Origin of the sequence: Burkholderia sp. 22PA0106 (assembly GCF_047497155.1) — a bacterium.
GTDB lineage: Bacteria > Pseudomonadota > Gammaproteobacteria > Burkholderiales > Burkholderiaceae > Burkholderia.
This window is the reverse complement of sequence record NZ_CP163163.1, coordinates 794,172-809,581: the sequence shown is the minus strand read 5'-3', so window position 1 is coordinate 809,581 and position 15,410 is coordinate 794,172. Positions and strand designations below refer to the sequence as shown.

At 70.6% G+C, this 15,410-nt stretch carries 12 protein-coding genes and 1 pseudogene; 7 read left to right on the top strand and 6 right to left on the bottom strand.

Annotated elements, in window-relative coordinates; all coding sequences use genetic code 11:
• The first annotated feature begins 51 nt into the window (after positions 1–51).
• Both AB4850_RS18530 and AB4850_RS18525 read left to right on the top strand, forming a co-directional pair.
• Positions 52–1,383 carry an MFS transporter gene (locus AB4850_RS18530; RefSeq protein ID WP_414444467.1) on the top strand — a complete coding sequence of 444 codons (1,332 nt, stop codon included), beginning with the start codon at positions 52–54 and terminating at the stop codon, positions 1,381–1,383.
• A 36-nt stretch (positions 1,384–1,419) separates the two neighbouring features.
• Positions 1,420–2,232: a putative hydro-lyase gene (locus AB4850_RS18525; protein ID WP_414444466.1), complete on the top strand. Its 813-nt coding sequence runs from the start codon at positions 1,420–1,422 to the stop codon at positions 2,230–2,232.
• 19 nt (positions 2,233–2,251) lie between these two features.
• Here the strand turns inward: AB4850_RS18525 and AB4850_RS18520 are convergent, their stop codons facing one another.
• Positions 2,252–3,184 carry a hydroxymethylglutaryl-CoA lyase gene (locus tag AB4850_RS18520; RefSeq protein WP_414445545.1) on the bottom strand — a complete coding sequence of 311 codons (933 nt, stop codon included), beginning with the start codon at positions 3,182–3,184 and terminating at the stop codon, positions 2,252–2,254.
• A 411-nt stretch (positions 3,185–3,595) separates the two neighbouring features.
• Between AB4850_RS18520 and AB4850_RS18515 the strand changes: the two genes are divergently transcribed.
• Positions 3,596–6,142 carry a mechanosensitive ion channel family protein gene (locus AB4850_RS18515; protein WP_414444465.1) on the top strand — a complete coding sequence of 849 codons (2,547 nt, stop codon included), beginning with the start codon at positions 3,596–3,598 and terminating at the stop codon, positions 6,140–6,142.
• 294 nt (positions 6,143–6,436) lie between these two features.
• On the opposite strand, the pseudogene AB4850_RS18510 reads toward AB4850_RS18515, so the two are convergent.
• Positions 6,437–7,369 (bottom strand): annotated as a pseudogene (locus AB4850_RS18510) (LysR family transcriptional regulator); the annotation flags it as partial.
• A gap of 122 nt (positions 7,370–7,491) precedes the next feature.
• Here AB4850_RS18510 and AB4850_RS18505 point away from each other — a divergent pair.
• Positions 7,492–9,003 carry a CoA-acylating methylmalonate-semialdehyde dehydrogenase gene (locus AB4850_RS18505; protein ID WP_414444464.1) on the top strand — a complete coding sequence of 504 codons (1,512 nt, stop codon included), beginning with the start codon at positions 7,492–7,494 and terminating at the stop codon, positions 9,001–9,003.
• 132 nt (positions 9,004–9,135) lie between these two features.
• Here the strand turns inward: AB4850_RS18505 and AB4850_RS18500 are convergent, their stop codons facing one another.
• Entirely contained in the window at positions 9,136–10,149 is a 1,014-nt protein-coding gene (locus AB4850_RS18500) for a zinc-dependent alcohol dehydrogenase family protein (protein ID WP_414444463.1), read from the bottom strand.
• 568 nt (positions 10,150–10,717) lie between these two features.
• On the opposite strand from AB4850_RS18500, the gene yghU reads away from it, so the two are divergent.
• Positions 10,718–11,599, top strand: a complete 882-nt coding sequence (yghU, locus tag AB4850_RS18495) for a glutathione-dependent disulfide-bond oxidoreductase (protein WP_414444462.1) — start codon at positions 10,718–10,720, stop codon at positions 11,597–11,599.
• A 92-nt stretch (positions 11,600–11,691) separates the two neighbouring features.
• Here the strand turns inward: yghU and AB4850_RS18490 are convergent, their stop codons facing one another.
• Both AB4850_RS18490 and AB4850_RS18485 read right to left on the bottom strand, forming a co-directional pair.
• Positions 11,692–12,099: a VOC family protein gene (locus AB4850_RS18490; RefSeq protein ID WP_414444461.1), complete on the bottom strand. Its 408-nt coding sequence runs from the start codon at positions 12,097–12,099 to the stop codon at positions 11,692–11,694.
• 194 nt (positions 12,100–12,293) lie between these two features.
• Positions 12,294–12,950 (bottom strand): TetR/AcrR family transcriptional regulator, encoded by a 657-nt coding sequence (locus tag AB4850_RS18485; protein ID WP_414444460.1) that lies wholly within the window; start codon positions 12,948–12,950, stop codon positions 12,294–12,296.
• Positions 12,951–13,228: 278 nt separating this feature from the next.
• Here AB4850_RS18485 and AB4850_RS18480 point away from each other — a divergent pair, with 278 nt between their 5' ends.
• Positions 13,229–13,636, top strand: a complete 408-nt coding sequence (locus tag AB4850_RS18480) for a PRC-barrel domain-containing protein (protein WP_414444459.1) — start codon at positions 13,229–13,231, stop codon at positions 13,634–13,636.
• 360 nt (positions 13,637–13,996) lie between these two features.
• Here AB4850_RS18480 and AB4850_RS18475 read toward each other — a convergent pair whose 3' ends face one another.
• Positions 13,997–14,572, bottom strand: a complete 576-nt coding sequence (locus AB4850_RS18475) for a DUF3455 domain-containing protein (protein WP_414444458.1) — start codon at positions 14,570–14,572, stop codon at positions 13,997–13,999.
• A 317-nt stretch (positions 14,573–14,889) separates the two neighbouring features.
• Here AB4850_RS18475 and AB4850_RS18470 point away from each other — a divergent pair, with 317 nt between their 5' ends.
• Positions 14,890–15,336, top strand: coding sequence for a CHRD domain-containing protein (locus AB4850_RS18470; RefSeq protein ID WP_414444457.1), 447 nt, complete (start codon positions 14,890–14,892; stop codon positions 15,334–15,336).
• Positions 15,337–15,410: the final 74 nt, after the last annotated feature.

Genomic DNA, 15,410 nt, shown 5'->3' with positions numbered 1-15,410 from the left:
TCCCCACGCCGGCATACCGACATGCCGGCCAGCCATTAATCAGGAGTCCAGATGTTGAACGCAAGCACGGCAGAGCTTCAGGCGGCGCCGCTGGAACCGGACGCATCCGGCGCCACCGCCCGCGCGATCGCACGCAAGGCCGCGCTGGCGGCGGCCGCCGGCACGGCGATCGAATACTACGAATTCGGTGTGTACGGCTACATGGCGGCGCTGATCGGCCCGCTGTTCTTTCCGGCCGACAACCCCACCGCCGCGCTGCTGTCGATCCTCGCGATCTTCGGCAGCGCGTTCCTGATGCGGCCGATCGGCGGCGTCGTGCTGGGCCGGTTCGGCGACCGCGTCGGCCGGCGCGCCGTGCTGCTGGTGACGGTGATCGGGATGGGCGTCGCCACCGCGGCGGTCGGCCTGCTGCCCACCGCGGCCACCGCCGGCGTGGCCGCGCCCATCGCGCTGCTCGCGGCGCGGCTCGCGCAGGGCTTCTTCTCGGGCGCGGAAGTGACGGGCGCGGCGGCCTATCTGGCGGAATCCGCACCGCGCGGCCGGCGCGGCTTCTACGGCGCGTTCACGCCGGTGGGCGTGGCGATCGGCGGCGCGCTGGCCGCGATCGTCTGCAGCCTGACCACCGCGTTCGTCGGCGCGGAGCAGATGCATGCGGGCGGCTGGCGCATTCCGTTCCTGATGGCGATCCCGTTCGTGCTGCTGTCGGCGCTGATCCGCAAGCGCGTCGACGAATCGGTGGCGTTCCGCCAGGCCGCCGCGCGCCACGAGCCGGCCAAGGCGCCGCTCGCCGAGGTGTTCGCGCGGCATCGCGCGGCGCTGCTCAAGGTATTCCTGATCTCGTTCGGCCAGAACGCGGGCTACTGGGTCGGCTTCGTGTTCATGAACATCTACCTGACCACCTACCTCAAGTACGACAAGGTGAGCGTGTTCGCGCTGATGGCCTGCATCAGCCTGGCGATGGCCGTCATGATGCCGCTGTGGGGCGGGCTGTCGGACCGCATCGGGCGGCGCCGCGTGCTGATCGCCGGCTTCGTGGGTTACGTGGTGCTGATCTTCCCGATGATGGTGCTGATGAACCGGCACAGCTTCGCGCTGGCCGCGCTCGCGATGTTCGTGGTGGCGCTGCCCATGCCGGCCGTGCAATCGGTGGGCTACCCGACCTACGCCGAACAATTCCCGACGCGGGTGCGCTATACCGGCATGGCGTTCAGCTTCAACTTCGGCGCGATGCTCGGCGGCGGCGTGACGCCCTACCTCGCCACCGCGCTGATCGGCGCGACCGGCAACCTGATGTCGCCCGCGTTCCTGCTGGTGGGCGCGATGCTGATCGGCGGCGTGGCGCTGCTGGCGATGCGCGAGACGGCCAACGCCGCGCTCGACTGATCCGACCCACCCCTCGACGCCACCCGGCTGGAGACCATGACCGAGATCGCTTCCCCGCCCCCGCCCGAGGCGGCCCTGAACACGCCGCACGGCGCGCGCCTGGCGTTTCGCGCCGGCTACGACGGCAACACCAGCGGCGCGGCCCCGGGCCACGCGCAGGGCAACCTCGTGATCCTGCCCGCCGCCTATGCGAACGATTTCGCCGCCTACTGCCGCGCCAACCCCGTGCCGTGCCCGCTGATCGGCATGACCGAGCCGGGCGACCCGCACCTGCCCGCGCTCGGCGCCGATCTCGACCTGCGCACCGACCTGCCGCGCTATCGCGTCTGGCGCGACGGCGTGCTGGTGGACGAGCCGCGCGAGATCCGCGCGCTGTGGCAGGACGATTTCGTCGGCTTCGTGATCGGCTGTTCGCTGTCGTTCGAGTTCGCGCTCGAACAGGCCGGGCTGCGCGTGCGCCACGTGGACGAGCGCAAGGTCGTGCCGATGTATCGCAGCGCGCTGCAGACCGTGCCGGTCGGGCCGTTTCGCGGGCCGACCGTGGTGTCGATGCGGCCCTACACGGCCGAGGAGACCGCGATCGCGTTCGAGGTGTGCGCGAAGCTGCCGGGCGCGCACGGCGCGCCGCTCCATGTCGGCGATCCGGCCGCGATCGGCATCGCCGACGTGAGCCGCCCCGACGAGGGCGAACCGACCGAGATCCGCGCCGGCGAGCAGCCGGTGTTCTGGGGCTGCGGGGTCACGCCGCAGGCGGCCGTGATCGAGGCGCGGCCGTCGATCTGCATCACGCACGCGCCGGGCTACATGCTGGTGTGCGATCCGCGCGTGGAGGCGTTGCGGTTGGTGTGACGGGTCGCAGGCGCCCGCCTCACGCGCAGGCCACCGCCGCCGCGCTTCGCGCCTGCCACGCCCGCGCGGCCCGCGACACGCCGGGCCGCCCGAGCGCGGCCGAGATGGTTTCGCCGGCCGCCACCAGCCGCCCCAGATCGATGCCGGTTTCGATCCCCAGCCCATCGCACAGATAAACCAGGTCCTCGCTCGCCAGGTTGCCGGTGACGCCCGGCGAATACGGGCAGCCGCCGATCCCCGACACCGACGCGTCGAACACGGCCACCCCGGCCTGCAGCGCCGCGAACACGTTCGCCACCGCCATCCCCCAGGTGTCGTGGAAGTGCCCGGCCAGCGCGGCCACCGGCACCTCGCGCACGCAGGCGTCGAGCATGCGCCGGGTGGCCAGCGGCGTGCCGCGCCCGACGGTGTCGCCGAGGCTGATCTCGTGGCAGCCCATCCGGTACAGCTCGCCCGCCACGGCGGCCACCTGAGCCGGGGCCACTTCGCCCTCGTACGGGCAGCCGAGCACGCACGACACGTAGCCGCGCACCGGCACGCCGGCCTGCCGCGCCTGCTCGATCACCGGCACGAAGCGCGCGAGGCTCTCGGCGATGCTGCACTGGATATTCGCCCGCGAGAAGCTTTCGGACGCCGCCGCGAACACCGCCACCTCGTCGCAGCGCGCCGCCAGCGCCGCCTCCAGCCCGCGCAGGTTCGGCACCAGCGCCGACAGCACCGCATCGCCGCGGCCCGCCGCGTTGGCCACGCCAGCGAGCACCTGCGCGCCGTCGGCCATCTGCGGCACCCATTTCGGCGACACGAACGAGGCGGCCTCGATATGCCTGGCGCCCGCGTCGAGCAGGCGTTCGATCAGGCCGATCTTGGTTGCGGTCGCAACGAACGCGGCTTCGTTCTGCAGGCCGTCGCGCGGGCCGACCTCGACGAGCTTCACGCGCGCCGGAAGCGGCACGCCGCTTGCGTCGGGCACGCGGCGTGCGCCGGGCGCGGTTGAGTCGCGCGGTTGGGGATGGTCGGGTTGCATGGTGTCGTCCTCCGGATCGTGTCGTTGGCATGTCGGTCATCGGCGGGCGCGCCGGGCCCCGCGCACCGACTATCGTCCGGCCCGGCCCGCGCGGCAAGGCACGGTTCGCGGCGACAGTGGCGCACTGTCATGGTGACAGCGGCCGGGGCAAGGCAGCGAAGCGAAGCAACGAAGCGCGTTCTCGCGCGTGCTCGACAATTCTGACGATTTCCTTTCATCGCCGGCCGCCCGAACGCCCCGCGCTGCGTGCGGAACCAAACGGGTCCGGACGCAATCATGTTAACGTCCTGCCACCGCCTTCCAGACGGGCCGCCGTGCCGCGTGCCCCATTCACACCCTATGCGACAGATCCTGATCGGCTGGCTGCTCGCCATTGTCGTCTCGGCGGCCCATGCCGCCGCCCCTGCCCCGGCATCCGCAAACTCGGACGCCGTGCCGCCGCTCACCCCGCAGCAGGCCCAGCAAGCGCTTTCGGTGCTCGAGAACGTGCATCAGCGTACGCAGTTCGAAGCCACGCTGCGCGCGATCGCGGCAGCCGGCGCCTTGAGCACGCCCGTGCCCGCCAGTGCGGCATCGGCGGCCAGCGCCGGTTCGGCCGCGTCGGCCGCCGCCGCGGCCTCCACGCCCGCGGCGCTGCAAACCAACGGCCTCGCGTCGCAACTGGTGCGCCAGGGCGCACATTGGGCCGCGCAGATCGGCGGCGCGCTGCGCGATTCGATGCATTCGCTGCTCGACATCGGCTCGGTCGGCAGCTGGTGGCATGCCAAGCTCACGCACGGCACCGAGCGCGCCGAATTCCTCGATTTCGTGAAGCTGATCCTCGCGGCGCTGCTGCCGGCGCTCGCGGTCGAATGGCTGGCGCGCCGGCTGCTGCGGCGTGCGCTGGCCGCGCTCGCCGCACGCCGCGCGGGCCACGACCCTCACGACGACGAAGCCGACAGCACCGCGGCCTCGAACGCCTCCGGCGCAGCCGCCGAGGCGCAGGCCGAGGCTCGCGTCGAAGCGCGCGCGCAGGCGGACCGCGCCGCGCTCGGCGCCAACGACGCGGACGTATCCGCCACCGCCGCCAACGCCTCGCTCGACCCGCAGCACATCGCCCACGCCAGCCGAGGGCGCGGCCACGCGCTGCGCCACAGTTCGGCGCTGCGCCGCATGCCGCGCGCGCTGATCAGCCTGGCGCTGCGCTCGGTGCCGGTGCTGGTGTTCGTCGGCGTGGCCACGCTCACGATGTCGGCGCTGACCGACGACGACACGCCGCCCGCCAATGCGGTCAGTTCGCTGATCGACATCTACGTGATCTGCCGGATGGTGGCGATCGTCTCGCGGCTGTTCTTCCAGCCCGATGCGCCGCACCTGCGCCTGCTCCATATCGACGATCGCTGGGCCGCGTTCACGCAGCACTGGATTCGCCGGATCGGGCTGGTGGTGGGCGGCTGCGCGGCCGCGGTGGAAACCGCCGCGAGCTTCGGCCTCAGCGAGGCCGGGCACCTGGCGCTGCTCAAGGCGGTGGCGCTGATCGGCCACGTCATGGTATCGATCCTGATCCTGCAATGCAGCCGGCCGGTGGCCGCGCGGATTCGCGCGCACTGCGCCGGGCAGCCGTCGCTGGCGCTGCTCGGCAACGCGCTGGCCGATGCCTGGGCGCCCGTCACGGTGTTCGTGGTGATGGCGCTGTGGTTCGTCTGGGCGCTCGACGTGCACAACGGCTATCACGTCCTGATCTCGCTCGGCGGCCGCTCGATCGCGGTCATGATCGGCATGCGGATCGTCGCGATTCTGGTGTTCGGCGCGCTGGCCCGGCTGTTCGAGCGGCGCGACGCCGACAGCGGCACGGTGGTGCATCGCCATGCGTACCGCTACTACCCGCTGCTGCGCCAGATCGTCTCGGGCGTGGTGGCCGTCGTGACGATCATCGCGCTGCTGCAGATCTGGGGCGTGCCGGTGCTGCGCGCGTTCGAATCGGGCACCATCGTCCACCGGCTCGCCTCGGCGCTGGTGACGATCGCGATCGCGGCGGTGGTGGCGCTGTTCGTGTGGGAGGCGGCCAACATCGGCATCGAGCGCCGCCTCGACAGTTGGACCCGGCAGGGCAACCTGGTGCGCGCCGCGCGCCTGCGCACGCTGCTGCCGATGCTGCGCTCGCTGCTGTTCATCCTGATCCTGCTGGTGGTGGTGCTGACCGGCCTGTCCGAGCTGGGCGTCAACGTCGGGCCGCTGCTGGCCGGCGCGAGCATCTTCGGCGTGGCGCTCGGCTTCGGCTCGCAAAAGCTCGTGCAGGATTTCATCACCGGCATCTTCCTGTTGATGGAAAACGCCATGCAGGTCGGCGACTGGGTCACGCTGGCGGGCGTGTCGGGCACGGTGGAATATTTGTCGATCCGCACCGTGCGGTTGCGCGCCGGCGACGGCTCGCTGCACACCGTGCCGTTCAGCTCGGTATCCACCGTCAACAACACCAATCGCGGGCTGGGCAACGCGGCGGTCAAGGTCAGCGTGCAGTACGGCGAGGATCTCGACGCGGCCGTGGCCACGCTCAAGGAGATCGGCGCGGCGTTGCGCGTCGATCCGCAATACAAGGACGGCATCCTGTCGGACTTCAGCTATTGGGGCGTCGATTCGGTGGACGGCGCGTCGATCGCGCTGTCGGGGCAGATCCAGTGCAAGGACACCACGCGCTGGGGCGTGCAGCGCGAGTTCAACCGCCGCATCGCCGAGACGTTCCGCGAGCGCGGCATCCGCATCGCCAACCCGCAGCGCAACGTGCTGACGCGCGAATCGCACGACGGCGCGATTCCGCCCGACGCCGATCCCGACACGCCCGCCGACAAGGAATCGGGCCAGGCGGCCGGCTCGCCGCTCGACGCGCCGCCGCCGACGCGCAGTTGAACGGACGGCCTCCGCGATGGAGCGGGGGCCTGACGATGAGGTAACGAACTTGAGGGGCGCACCGCGCAGGATCGCGGTGCGCCCCTCGCCATTTCAGGCACGGGGGGCGGCGCGTTTGGCGTATTTCGCGTTCCTGGCCTCCTTGCCTTCCTTGGCGTCGGCCTTGGCGCCCTTTGCCTCCTTGGCGCTCTTCGCGTCATCCTTGGGGCCCTTCGCCTCCTTGGCGCCCTTCGCGTCGCCCTCCGCTTCCCTGGCGTCCCGGCCCTCCCTCGCTTCCCCCTCCGCCTCCACCCCGAAACCCGGCGCGAACGCCTCGCGCAGATACGCGACAAACGCCGTCACCACGCGCGGCACATGCGTCGCGTAAGGACGCACCGCCAGCAATTGCTCGGCGAACACGCCCACCGGCCGCCACTCGGGCAGCACGCGCACCAGCGTGCCGGCGCGCAGCGCGGCCACGGCCGAGAAATCGGGCAGCAGCGCGATGCCGAGATCGTCGAGCGCCGCATCGCGCAGCACCTCGCTGTTGTTGGCACACAGCGGCCCGGCGATCGGCGTGGTGACGCGCGCCGCGCGCGTGCGGCGCGTGCCGGCCCGCTCGAAGCTCCAGGCCGTCGACCCGTGGCTGCGCGGGTAATAGAGGCAATCGTGCCCGACCAGATCCTCGGGCCGGGCCGGCGCGCCGCGCTTCGCCAGATAACCGGGCGTGGCCACCAGCACCGACACCGTGCGGCACAGCTTCCAGGCCACGTGCGTATCGGGCGCGGCGGCGCTGTGGCGGATCGCCAGATCGAAGCCCTCGGTGGCGAGCGACACGAGCCGGTCCGACACGTCGAGCTGCACGCGCGCCTCCGGGTGGCGGCGGCTGAATTCGGCCAGGCGCGGCGCCAGGTGCTGGCGCGCCAGCGCCACCGGCGCACTCACGCGCAGGCTGCCGCGCACCACCTCGGCCGTGTCGCGCACGCCCGAGAAGCTCTGCGCGATGCGTTCGTAGAGCGGCCGGGTTTCCTCCACCAAGCGCAGCCCCGCCTCGGTCAGCCGCACGCTGCGCGTGGTGCGCTGCACCAGCGGCACGCCGGCGGCGCGCTCCAGCTCGGCGATCTTCAGGCTGACCGCGGCCTTGCTGACGCCGAGCCGCCCGGCCGCGCCCGTGTAGCTGCCCTGGTCGGCCAGCACCGTGAGCCAGTGCAGGTGAGCCCACAGGCTCTCGATTTGGTCGATGTTCATCGCGTGATTGTTCAGAAATTTAAACAATGATTTCATCGGCAGTGTATATCCATCGGGCGGCGCGGCTCCTACACTGCACAGCACTGACCGGCCACGCCCGGCAATCCACCCAGGAGGAGCCCATGAATCCGTACACCGATCGCACCGACGTCGAACACTTCATCGACGGCCAGCGCACCGCCAGCCACGGCACGCGCACGCAGGCCGTCTACAACCCGGCCACCGGCGAGGTGGCTCGCACGCTGCGCCTGGGCGACACGCGCGACGTCGATGCGGCCGTCGAATCGGCCAAGCGCGCGTTCGCGGGCTGGAGCAACACGCCGGCAATCCGCCGCGCGCGCGTCATGCTGCGCTTCCTCGAACTGATGAACCAGCGCCGCGACGAGCTGGCCGCGATCATCGTGGCCGAGCACGGCAAGGTGTTCAGCGATGCGCAGGGCGAAGTCTCGCGCGGCATCGACGTGATCGAATTCGCCTGCGGCATCCCGCAACTGCTCAAGGGCGACTACACCGAGCAGGTCTCCACCGGCATCGACAACTGGACCACCCGCCAGGCGCTCGGCGTGGTGGCCGGCATCACGCCGTTCAACTTCCCGTGCATGGTGCCGTGCTGGATGTTCCCGGTCGCGATCGCCGCCGGCAACACGTTCATCCTGAAGCCGAGCGAGCGCGATCCGTCGGCCTCGCTGTTCATGGGCGCGCTGTTCAAGGAAGCCGGCCTGCCGGACGGCGTGTTCAACGTCGTGCAGGGCGACAAGGAAGTGGTCGACGCGCTGCTCCAGCATCGCGACGTGAAGGCGGTCAGCTTCGTCGGCTCCACGCCGATCGCCAACTACATTTACGAAACCGGCGCGAAGAACGGCAAGCGCGTGCAGGCGCTGGGCGGCGCGAAGAACCACATGGTGGTGATGCCCGACGCGGATCTCGACGCCGCCATCGACGGCCTGATCGGCGCGGGCTACGGCTCGGCCGGCGAGCGCTGCATGGCGATCTCGGTGGCGGTGCTGGTGGGCGACGTGGCCGACAAGATCGTGCCGCGCCTGGCCGAACGCGCCCGCGCGCTGAAGATCGGCAACGGCATGAACGCCGAATCCGAAATGGGCCCGATCGTCACGCGTCAGGCCGTGGAGCGCATCGAGGGCTATGTCGGCCTGGGCGTCGAGGAAGGCGCCACGCTGGTGGTGGACGGCCGCGGTCACCAGGTCGAAGGCCACGAAAACGGCTTCTTCACGGGCGGCACGCTGTTCGACCACGTCACGCCGGAAATGCGCATCTACAAGGAAGAAATCTTCGGCCCGGTGCTGGCCTGCGTGCGCGTGAAGGATCTCGGCGAGGCGATCGACCTGATCAACGCGCACGAATTCGGCAACGGCGTGGCGGTGTACACGCGCGACGGCCATGTGGCGCGCGAATTCGGCCGCCGCATCGAAGTGGGCATGGTGGGCATCAACGTGCCGATCCCGGTGCCGATGGCCTGGCACGGCTTCGGCGGCTGGAAGCGCAGCCTGTTCGGCGACATGCATGCGTACGGCGAGGAAGGCGTGCGCTTCTACACGCGCCAGAAGTCGATCATGCAGCGCTGGAACGAAAGCATCGAGAAGGGCGCGGAGTTCGCGATGCCGACCGCGAAGTAAGCGCGTCGCATGGCTGCCTCGATCGGGGCGGCCACACAGTGATGCCGCCATGAACAAAGCCGGCGATCGCAGCACGCGATCGCCGGCTTTTTCACGTTCGCCGCATCGGCTCGGACGCCGGCGCGGGAAAGATCACCACTCGGCGACGATCTTGCCGAAATGCCCGCCCTGCTCCTGCCAGCGGAACGCCTCGGCCAGCGCGTCGAGCGCGAAGCTGCGGTCGATCACCGGGCGGATCGCGTTGCGTTCGAGCGCGCGCACGTAATCCTGCTGCTGGCGGCGGCTGCCGACGATCAGCCCTTGCAGCCGCGCTTGCTTCGCCATCAGCGCGGCGGTCGGCACCTCGCCCTGCATGCAGGTCAGCACGCCGATCAGCGAGATATGGCCGCCCACCCGCACCGCGTCGATCGACTGCGCGAGCGTGCCCGGGCCGCCCAGCTCGATCACGTGGTCCACGCCGCGCCCGCCGGTCAGCTCGCGCGCCACCGCGCCCCAGCCCGGCGTCTGCCGGTAGTTGATGGTGTGATGCGCGCCGAGCGCGCTGGCGCGGGCCAGCTTCTGGTCGGACGAGGACGTGACGATCACGGTCGCGCCCATCGCGCGGGCGATCTGCAGCGCGGCGATCGACACGCCGCCGGTGCCGAGCGTGAGCACCGTGTCGCCGGCCTTCAGCGCGCCGTCGCCCACCAGCGCGCGCCAGGCGGTCAGCCCGGCCGTGGTGATGGTGGCGCTTTCGGCGTGGCTCCAGCCGCGCGGCGCGTGCGTGAAGGCCTGCGCGGGGCGCACCGCCACCTCGGTCGCGAAGCCGTCCGCGCCGTCGCCGGGCGTGCCGGCGAAGTTGCCCACGGCGCCGAACGCCGCGCCGTCGGCCCAATGCGGGAAGAACAGCGACACCACGGCGTCGCCCGGCGCGAATTCGTCGACGCCCTCGCCCACCGCCTCCACCACGCCCGCGCCGTCGGACATCAGCACGCGGCCGTCGTCGGCCGGCATGCCGCCCTTGGCGACGATCAAATCGTGGAAGTTCAGCGAGGTGGCGTGCAGCCGGACGCGAATCCGGCCGGGCCCCGGCTGGCCGGGATCGGGCAGGTCGCGAATCTCGATGCGGTCGAGCCCGCCCGGTGCGCGCAGGACGGCGGCCTTCATGCGAACCTCCCGATGCGGCGGCCGCCGAGAACGAGCGAGGTGAGCGGACGCGGCGTCAAGGCGGCGCGCGATTGAAGCGAAGCAGGCAGCGTAAGCATGCGGAGGGTTCCTGTGATGGGTCACGGAACACGCGCGGCGGAGGCGGAATATGGCGGTGAATCGCAGCGGTGATTCGTCGCTGTATATCGCTGATGCGGTTCACGGCTGCGGTTCACGGCTGCGGTTCACAGCTGCGAGTCACGACCGCGGTTCACGGCTGCGAGTCACGACTGCTAGTCACGACCGCGGTTCACGACCGCGATTCACGGCTGAAATTCGCACGGCCGCCGCGCGCGGCCAGGGGCACATGATGAACCGCCTCGCGAAACGCTGCTCGGCCGCCATCGAACGCGGCGGACCTCCACCCCGTAGCGGCCCGCAGCCGCCTCCGGCGAGATTGCCGAAACTTGACTACAGTAACGGTCCCGGCGGAACGCCCGCGCCGCCTGATTCGCCGCGCGCGCCGCCACCACCAACCCGCCCCACGCCATGCGTGCGGGCTGCCGCCGCCTCTTTCGGAGAAGATTGCATGAGCCAGGATTCCGTCTACGTTCCCCCGGCCGTCTGGACCCAGCGCGCGCCATCCGGCGGCCATTTCGCGAGCATCAACCGCCCGGTCGCGGGCGCGACCCACGACAAGCCGCTGCCGGTGGGCACGCATCCGCTGCAACTCTATTCGCTGGCCACGCCGAACGGCGTGAAGATCGGCGTGATGCTGGAAGAACTGCTCGCGCTCGGCCACACGGGCGCCGAATACGACGCCTGGCTGGTGCGCATCGGCGACGGCGATCAGTTCGGCAGCGGCTTTGTCGAAGCCAATCCGAACTCGAAGATTCCCGCGCTGGTGGATCACGGCGGCGCGCAGCCGGTGCGCGTGTTCGAATCGGGCTCGATCCTGCTCTACCTCGCCGACAAGTTCGGCGCGCTGGTGCCGAGCGAACCGGCCGCGCGCGCCGAAACGCTGAACTGGCTGTTCTGGCAGATGGGTTCGGCGCCGTACCTCGGCGGCGGCTTCGGCCACTTCTACGCCTATGCGCCCGACAAGCTCGAATATCCGATCGACCGCTTCACGATGGAAACCAAGCGCCAGCTCGACGTGCTGAACCAGTTGCTGGCCGAACGCCCGTATATCGCCGGCAACGCCTACTCGATCGCCGACATCGCGATCTGGCCGTGGTACGGCTGCCTCGCGCTCGGCGAGTTGTACGGTGCGGGCGAATTCCTCAACGTGGTCGAATACACCCACGTGCGCCGCTGGGCCATGCAGATCGCCGAGCGGCCGGCCGTCAAGCGCGGCCGTCGCGTGAACAGCGTGCGCGGCGAGCCGGCCGACCAGCAGCATGAGCGCCACGCCAGCGCAGATCTGGATCGTTTCGCGCCGTTCACGCCGGTTAAATCGGTTACGCGCTAAGTACGAACGGCAGGATGACGAAGCAAGGGCGGTGTATCGGCGGATGCCGGATGCGCCGCCCTTTCGTATGGCTTCGTGGTTTCGTTGCTGCCTTACTCGTCGAACGTGCCGCGATATTCGTCCGACGCATCGGCGCGCGTGTTCAGCTCGAACATCACGCCGCCCGGCGCGCGGCAGAAGAAGCGCGAACCGCGGCCGTTGTTGAACACGGCCGTCTCCATCGCCACGCCCTCGCCCTTGAGCCGCGCGTAGAGCGACTCGACGGCGTCGAGGTCGGGCAGTTCGAACCCGGTGTGGAAGTTGCGCGGCCAGGCCAGCGTTTCGTCGCCGGCGTCGTCGATCACGACGTCGAAGCCGGGGCGCTTGAGGATGTACGAGCGATCCCAGGTGCCGGCGATCGTGAAGCCGAGGTAGCGCTCGAAAAAGCGCGCCGTGGCGGCCGTGTCGGACGAGGGAAAGCTCAGGTGGTTCAGTTTCATGCTGCGGGTCACGTCGGTCATGTCGATGCCTTGCGGGTGCGATGGCGGTGGCCCGATGCCGTACCGCCGACCCGTTCAGAATACGAGCCGGCCCGTGTTGCCGGCTACTCGCATCGGCGCGCGGCGGGCGGGGTGGCGCGGCCCGCGCGGCAGGGCGCGTTGATGCGCCGGGCCGCTTCGTCGGCCTCGCGCTTGCTCACATTCGGCGGCGTGCTTCAGGTTTCACGCCCGGCTTTCCCCCGCCCCTCGATCAAATCCAGCTCGCGCAGATACCCGAACACCGCCGCACGCAAACGCCGCTCCAAACTCGCCACATCGCGCTCGCCACGCGCCCCGGCGCTATCGGTCAGCGCCTGCACGATCTCGCCGAGATCGGCCGCCGCACGGTCGAGCGCGCCGGGGCTCCCGCCCTCGCCCGCCGGCAGCACGCGGCGCAGGATCGTCGTCATCGGCGCTTCCAGCCCGACGCATTCCACCGCATCGCGCAGCGCCGGGCTGTCCTCCTGCTCGTCGAGCAGCCGCGCCAGGTTCGGCCGCTGCAACTGCTGGCGCGCCGTCGCGGCCAGCAGCAGGCCGAGCGCCGCGATGCCGTCCGGCTCGGCCAGCGCGGCGTCCATCTCGTCGAGATAGCACTGCGTTTCGCGCTGCATCAGCGCCACCGTCAGCGCGTCCTTGCCCGGGAAATACTGGTAGAGCGAACCGATGCTGACGCCCGCGCGCTCGGCCACCGCATTGGTGTTGAAGCCGTCCAGGCCGCGCGCCTCCAGCACCTGCGCGGCGGCCTCGACGATCGCGGCCACCGTTTCGGCTGCGCGCGGCTGGGTCGGGGTCTTGCGCGGTTGCAGGCGGGGGCGGGGCTGGCGATCGGTCATGGCGCGGCGGGGAACAGGTCGGGACACGCGCATTGTACAAAGGCGGGCGCGGCCGAAAATGCGCCCGAACCAGGGCCAGGTACAAAAGCCTCGCCGCCTTGTAAAAACGCGCGCCGCCCCGCTCGCAGGCCCGTCGCACAATGCGCCGGGACGCGGCACGCGGCTTGCGCACCTTCAGGGCGTTCGACCTCTCGGCCCGGCTTGCCCCGGCCCCTTTCCGCTTCGGTGGATGACCTCGCCACGACGACGTCATCCGCCCCCTTGACGGAGGATTCCCCATGAAATCGACGCCCAGCCCCACGCCCGGCACCCACAGCGGTCCGCTTGCCGGCTATCGCGAAACCGATTCGAGCGGCGCGCTGCCGCTCGCCGTCCACACGCTCGAAGGCGCAAGCATCAGTGCGCCGGACGGCACCGCAGTCGGCCACCTGAGCGACTTGCTCGTCGATCTGGGCGAGGGTCGCATCACCCACGCACTGATCGCCACGGCCGACGATCGGCACGACCACTTGATCGCCGTGCCCTGGTCGCTGATGTCGGCGGACACCGAAGGCAAGGGCCTGAGCATCGACGCGCCGGCCGAACGCGTGTTCGACGCGCCCGGGTTCGACCGTGATCGTTCGCCGTCCGCTCGCGACAGCGATTGGGCGCAGGCGATCGAGCGCCATTTCGGCTCGCGCGCCTGAACCGGCGGCGGGCAGAGCGCCTATCGCGCGCCGCGCCCGTCGCCTGCCGCCTACCGCCCATCGCGGCCTGCCGCCTGCCAGGCACAGCGGCCTGCTGCCCGGCCGCGCTTACCGCCTGTCGCGTGCCGCGGCCCTCGCCCGTCGCGCACCCTCGCCTGCTGCCCGGCCACGCTGATCGCCTGTCGCGTGCCGCTGCCCTCGCTCGTCGCGCACCCTCGCCTGCTGCCCGGCCACCCGTACTGCCTGCCGCGCACCGTCGTCTACCGCCTACCGCCAGCCGACTATCGCCTACCGCAGACTGCCCGTCGCGCGCCGCCGCCCATCGCCCTCCATCTGACTCAGCGCCCCCGCCCGCAAGGCTCATCGATAGAACGCATACCGCGCCAGATACGGCGTGCTGCCTTCCTGATGCTCGGTCGCGCACGGCGCGGCCGGCATCGCGCCGCCCACCGTGGCAAGCCGCTGCACATGGCGCACCCCGGCCAGCAGGCCCGCGCCGCCCGTGTCGTGCGTTTCCAGCAGCAGTTGCGGGATGCTGCCCGGCGTGGCCGACGGCTGCTGCGCCAGCACGCGGCCGACGATCCGGCTGCCATCCGCCGCCGCCCACGACGGCCCCGCGCCGTGCTGCACGCGCGCCTGGCCGCTCGCGTCGTAGAGCGTGGCCGCCGGCCGCTTGAACACCCAGCCCAGCCGATGCTGCGCGTCGAACTCGCAGGCATAGATCTGCACGCCCGACGCCAACAGCGTCAGCGCCGGCGCGCCGCCGCCCGGCGGTTCGAGCGAAGCGGGCGCCGCCGCCACCGGCGCGACCGATGCGCCCTGCCCCCCGGATTGCGGCGCCGCACACGCGCCGAGCGCCGCCAGCGCCGCGAACGCCATCGCGAAGCGCGCCGCACGCCCCCGCACCGCTACCTGAGCTGCCATCGAATGCCACATGGAAAAACCTCGTCGTTGTAAATGAATGGTGGGAGCCAGCCTGCCCTTCCAGAACGCCTGAGCCCCCCTCGCTATTCCATCTTCCGTACAGCTTATGCAGCCGTGCGGCGCCGCGCGTATCATGTGCGCGCATGGCGGCTGGCCTGGTGGCGAAGCACTTACGAAGTGCTTTCCATTGCTGACGATTCGTCATGCGAACGGTTCGATGATTTTTTTGCATTCCGATGGAATAAGCCCCCACCCCCATGCGTTAAGCAAGGGAGCGGACGACGATGACGACCGCCACTCTTCAACGCATACGACCTGACGAAACCGCCATGAAACTGATCTCCCGCCGTGCCCTGACGATCGCCGCGCTGTCCCTCGGCCTGGCCGCCTCGCTGTCGGCCCAGGCCGAAACGCTGCAAGTCCACGCCGATCTGGCCGCCGCCACCGAAGTGCCGCCGAAGCAGAGCGACGGCCACGGCATGCTGATGGGCAGCTACGACACCGATTCGAAGCAACTGACCTGGCACGTCGACTATTCGGACCTGACCGGCCCGGCCACGATGGCCCACTTCCACGGCCCGGCGCCGGTCGGCAAGAACGCCGGCGTGGTGATCCCGATCGCCACCAAGGATCTGCCGAGCCCGATCGAAGGCCACGCCACGCTGACCCCGGCGCAGGAAGCCGACCTGCTGGCCGGCCGCTGGTACTTCAACGTGCACACGGCCAAGAACCCGGGCGGCGAAATTCGCGGCCAGGTCGCCACCAGCAAGTCCTGATCATCGGCATTCCCGGCCGCCGCCCGCTTCGATGCGGGCGGCGGGCGCGCTACGACCCTCTTCACCAGAGCCTC

What these genes read in the sequence shown, in the direction of transcription:
- AB4850_RS18530 (WP_414444467.1), top strand. Translation starts at nt 52, where the DNA reads ATGTTGAACGCAAGCACGGCAGAGCTTCAGGCGGCGCCGCTGGAACCG.
- AB4850_RS18525 (WP_414444466.1), top strand. Translation starts at nt 1,420, where the DNA reads ATGACCGAGATCGCTTCCCCGCCCCCGCCCGAGGCGGCCCTGAACACG.
- AB4850_RS18515 (WP_414444465.1), top strand. Translation starts at nt 3,596, where the DNA reads ATGCGACAGATCCTGATCGGCTGGCTGCTCGCCATTGTCGTCTCGGCG.
- AB4850_RS18505 (WP_414444464.1), top strand. Translation starts at nt 7,492, where the DNA reads ATGAATCCGTACACCGATCGCACCGACGTCGAACACTTCATCGACGGC.
- AB4850_RS18500 (WP_414444463.1), bottom strand. Translation starts at nt 10,149, where the DNA reads ATGAAGGCCGCCGTCCTGCGCGCACCGGGCGGGCTCGACCGCATCGAG.
- yghU (WP_414444462.1), top strand. Translation starts at nt 10,718, where the DNA reads ATGAGCCAGGATTCCGTCTACGTTCCCCCGGCCGTCTGGACCCAGCGC.
- AB4850_RS18490 (WP_414444461.1), bottom strand. Translation starts at nt 12,099, where the DNA reads ATGACCGACGTGACCCGCAGCATGAAACTGAACCACCTGAGCTTTCCC.
- AB4850_RS18485 (WP_414444460.1), bottom strand. Translation starts at nt 12,950, where the DNA reads ATGACCGATCGCCAGCCCCGCCCCCGCCTGCAACCGCGCAAGACCCCG.
- AB4850_RS18480 (WP_414444459.1), top strand. Translation starts at nt 13,229, where the DNA reads ATGAAATCGACGCCCAGCCCCACGCCCGGCACCCACAGCGGTCCGCTT.
- AB4850_RS18475 (WP_414444458.1), bottom strand. Translation starts at nt 14,572, where the DNA reads ATGTGGCATTCGATGGCAGCTCAGGTAGCGGTGCGGGGGCGTGCGGCG.
- AB4850_RS18470 (WP_414444457.1), top strand. Translation starts at nt 14,890, where the DNA reads ATGAAACTGATCTCCCGCCGTGCCCTGACGATCGCCGCGCTGTCCCTC.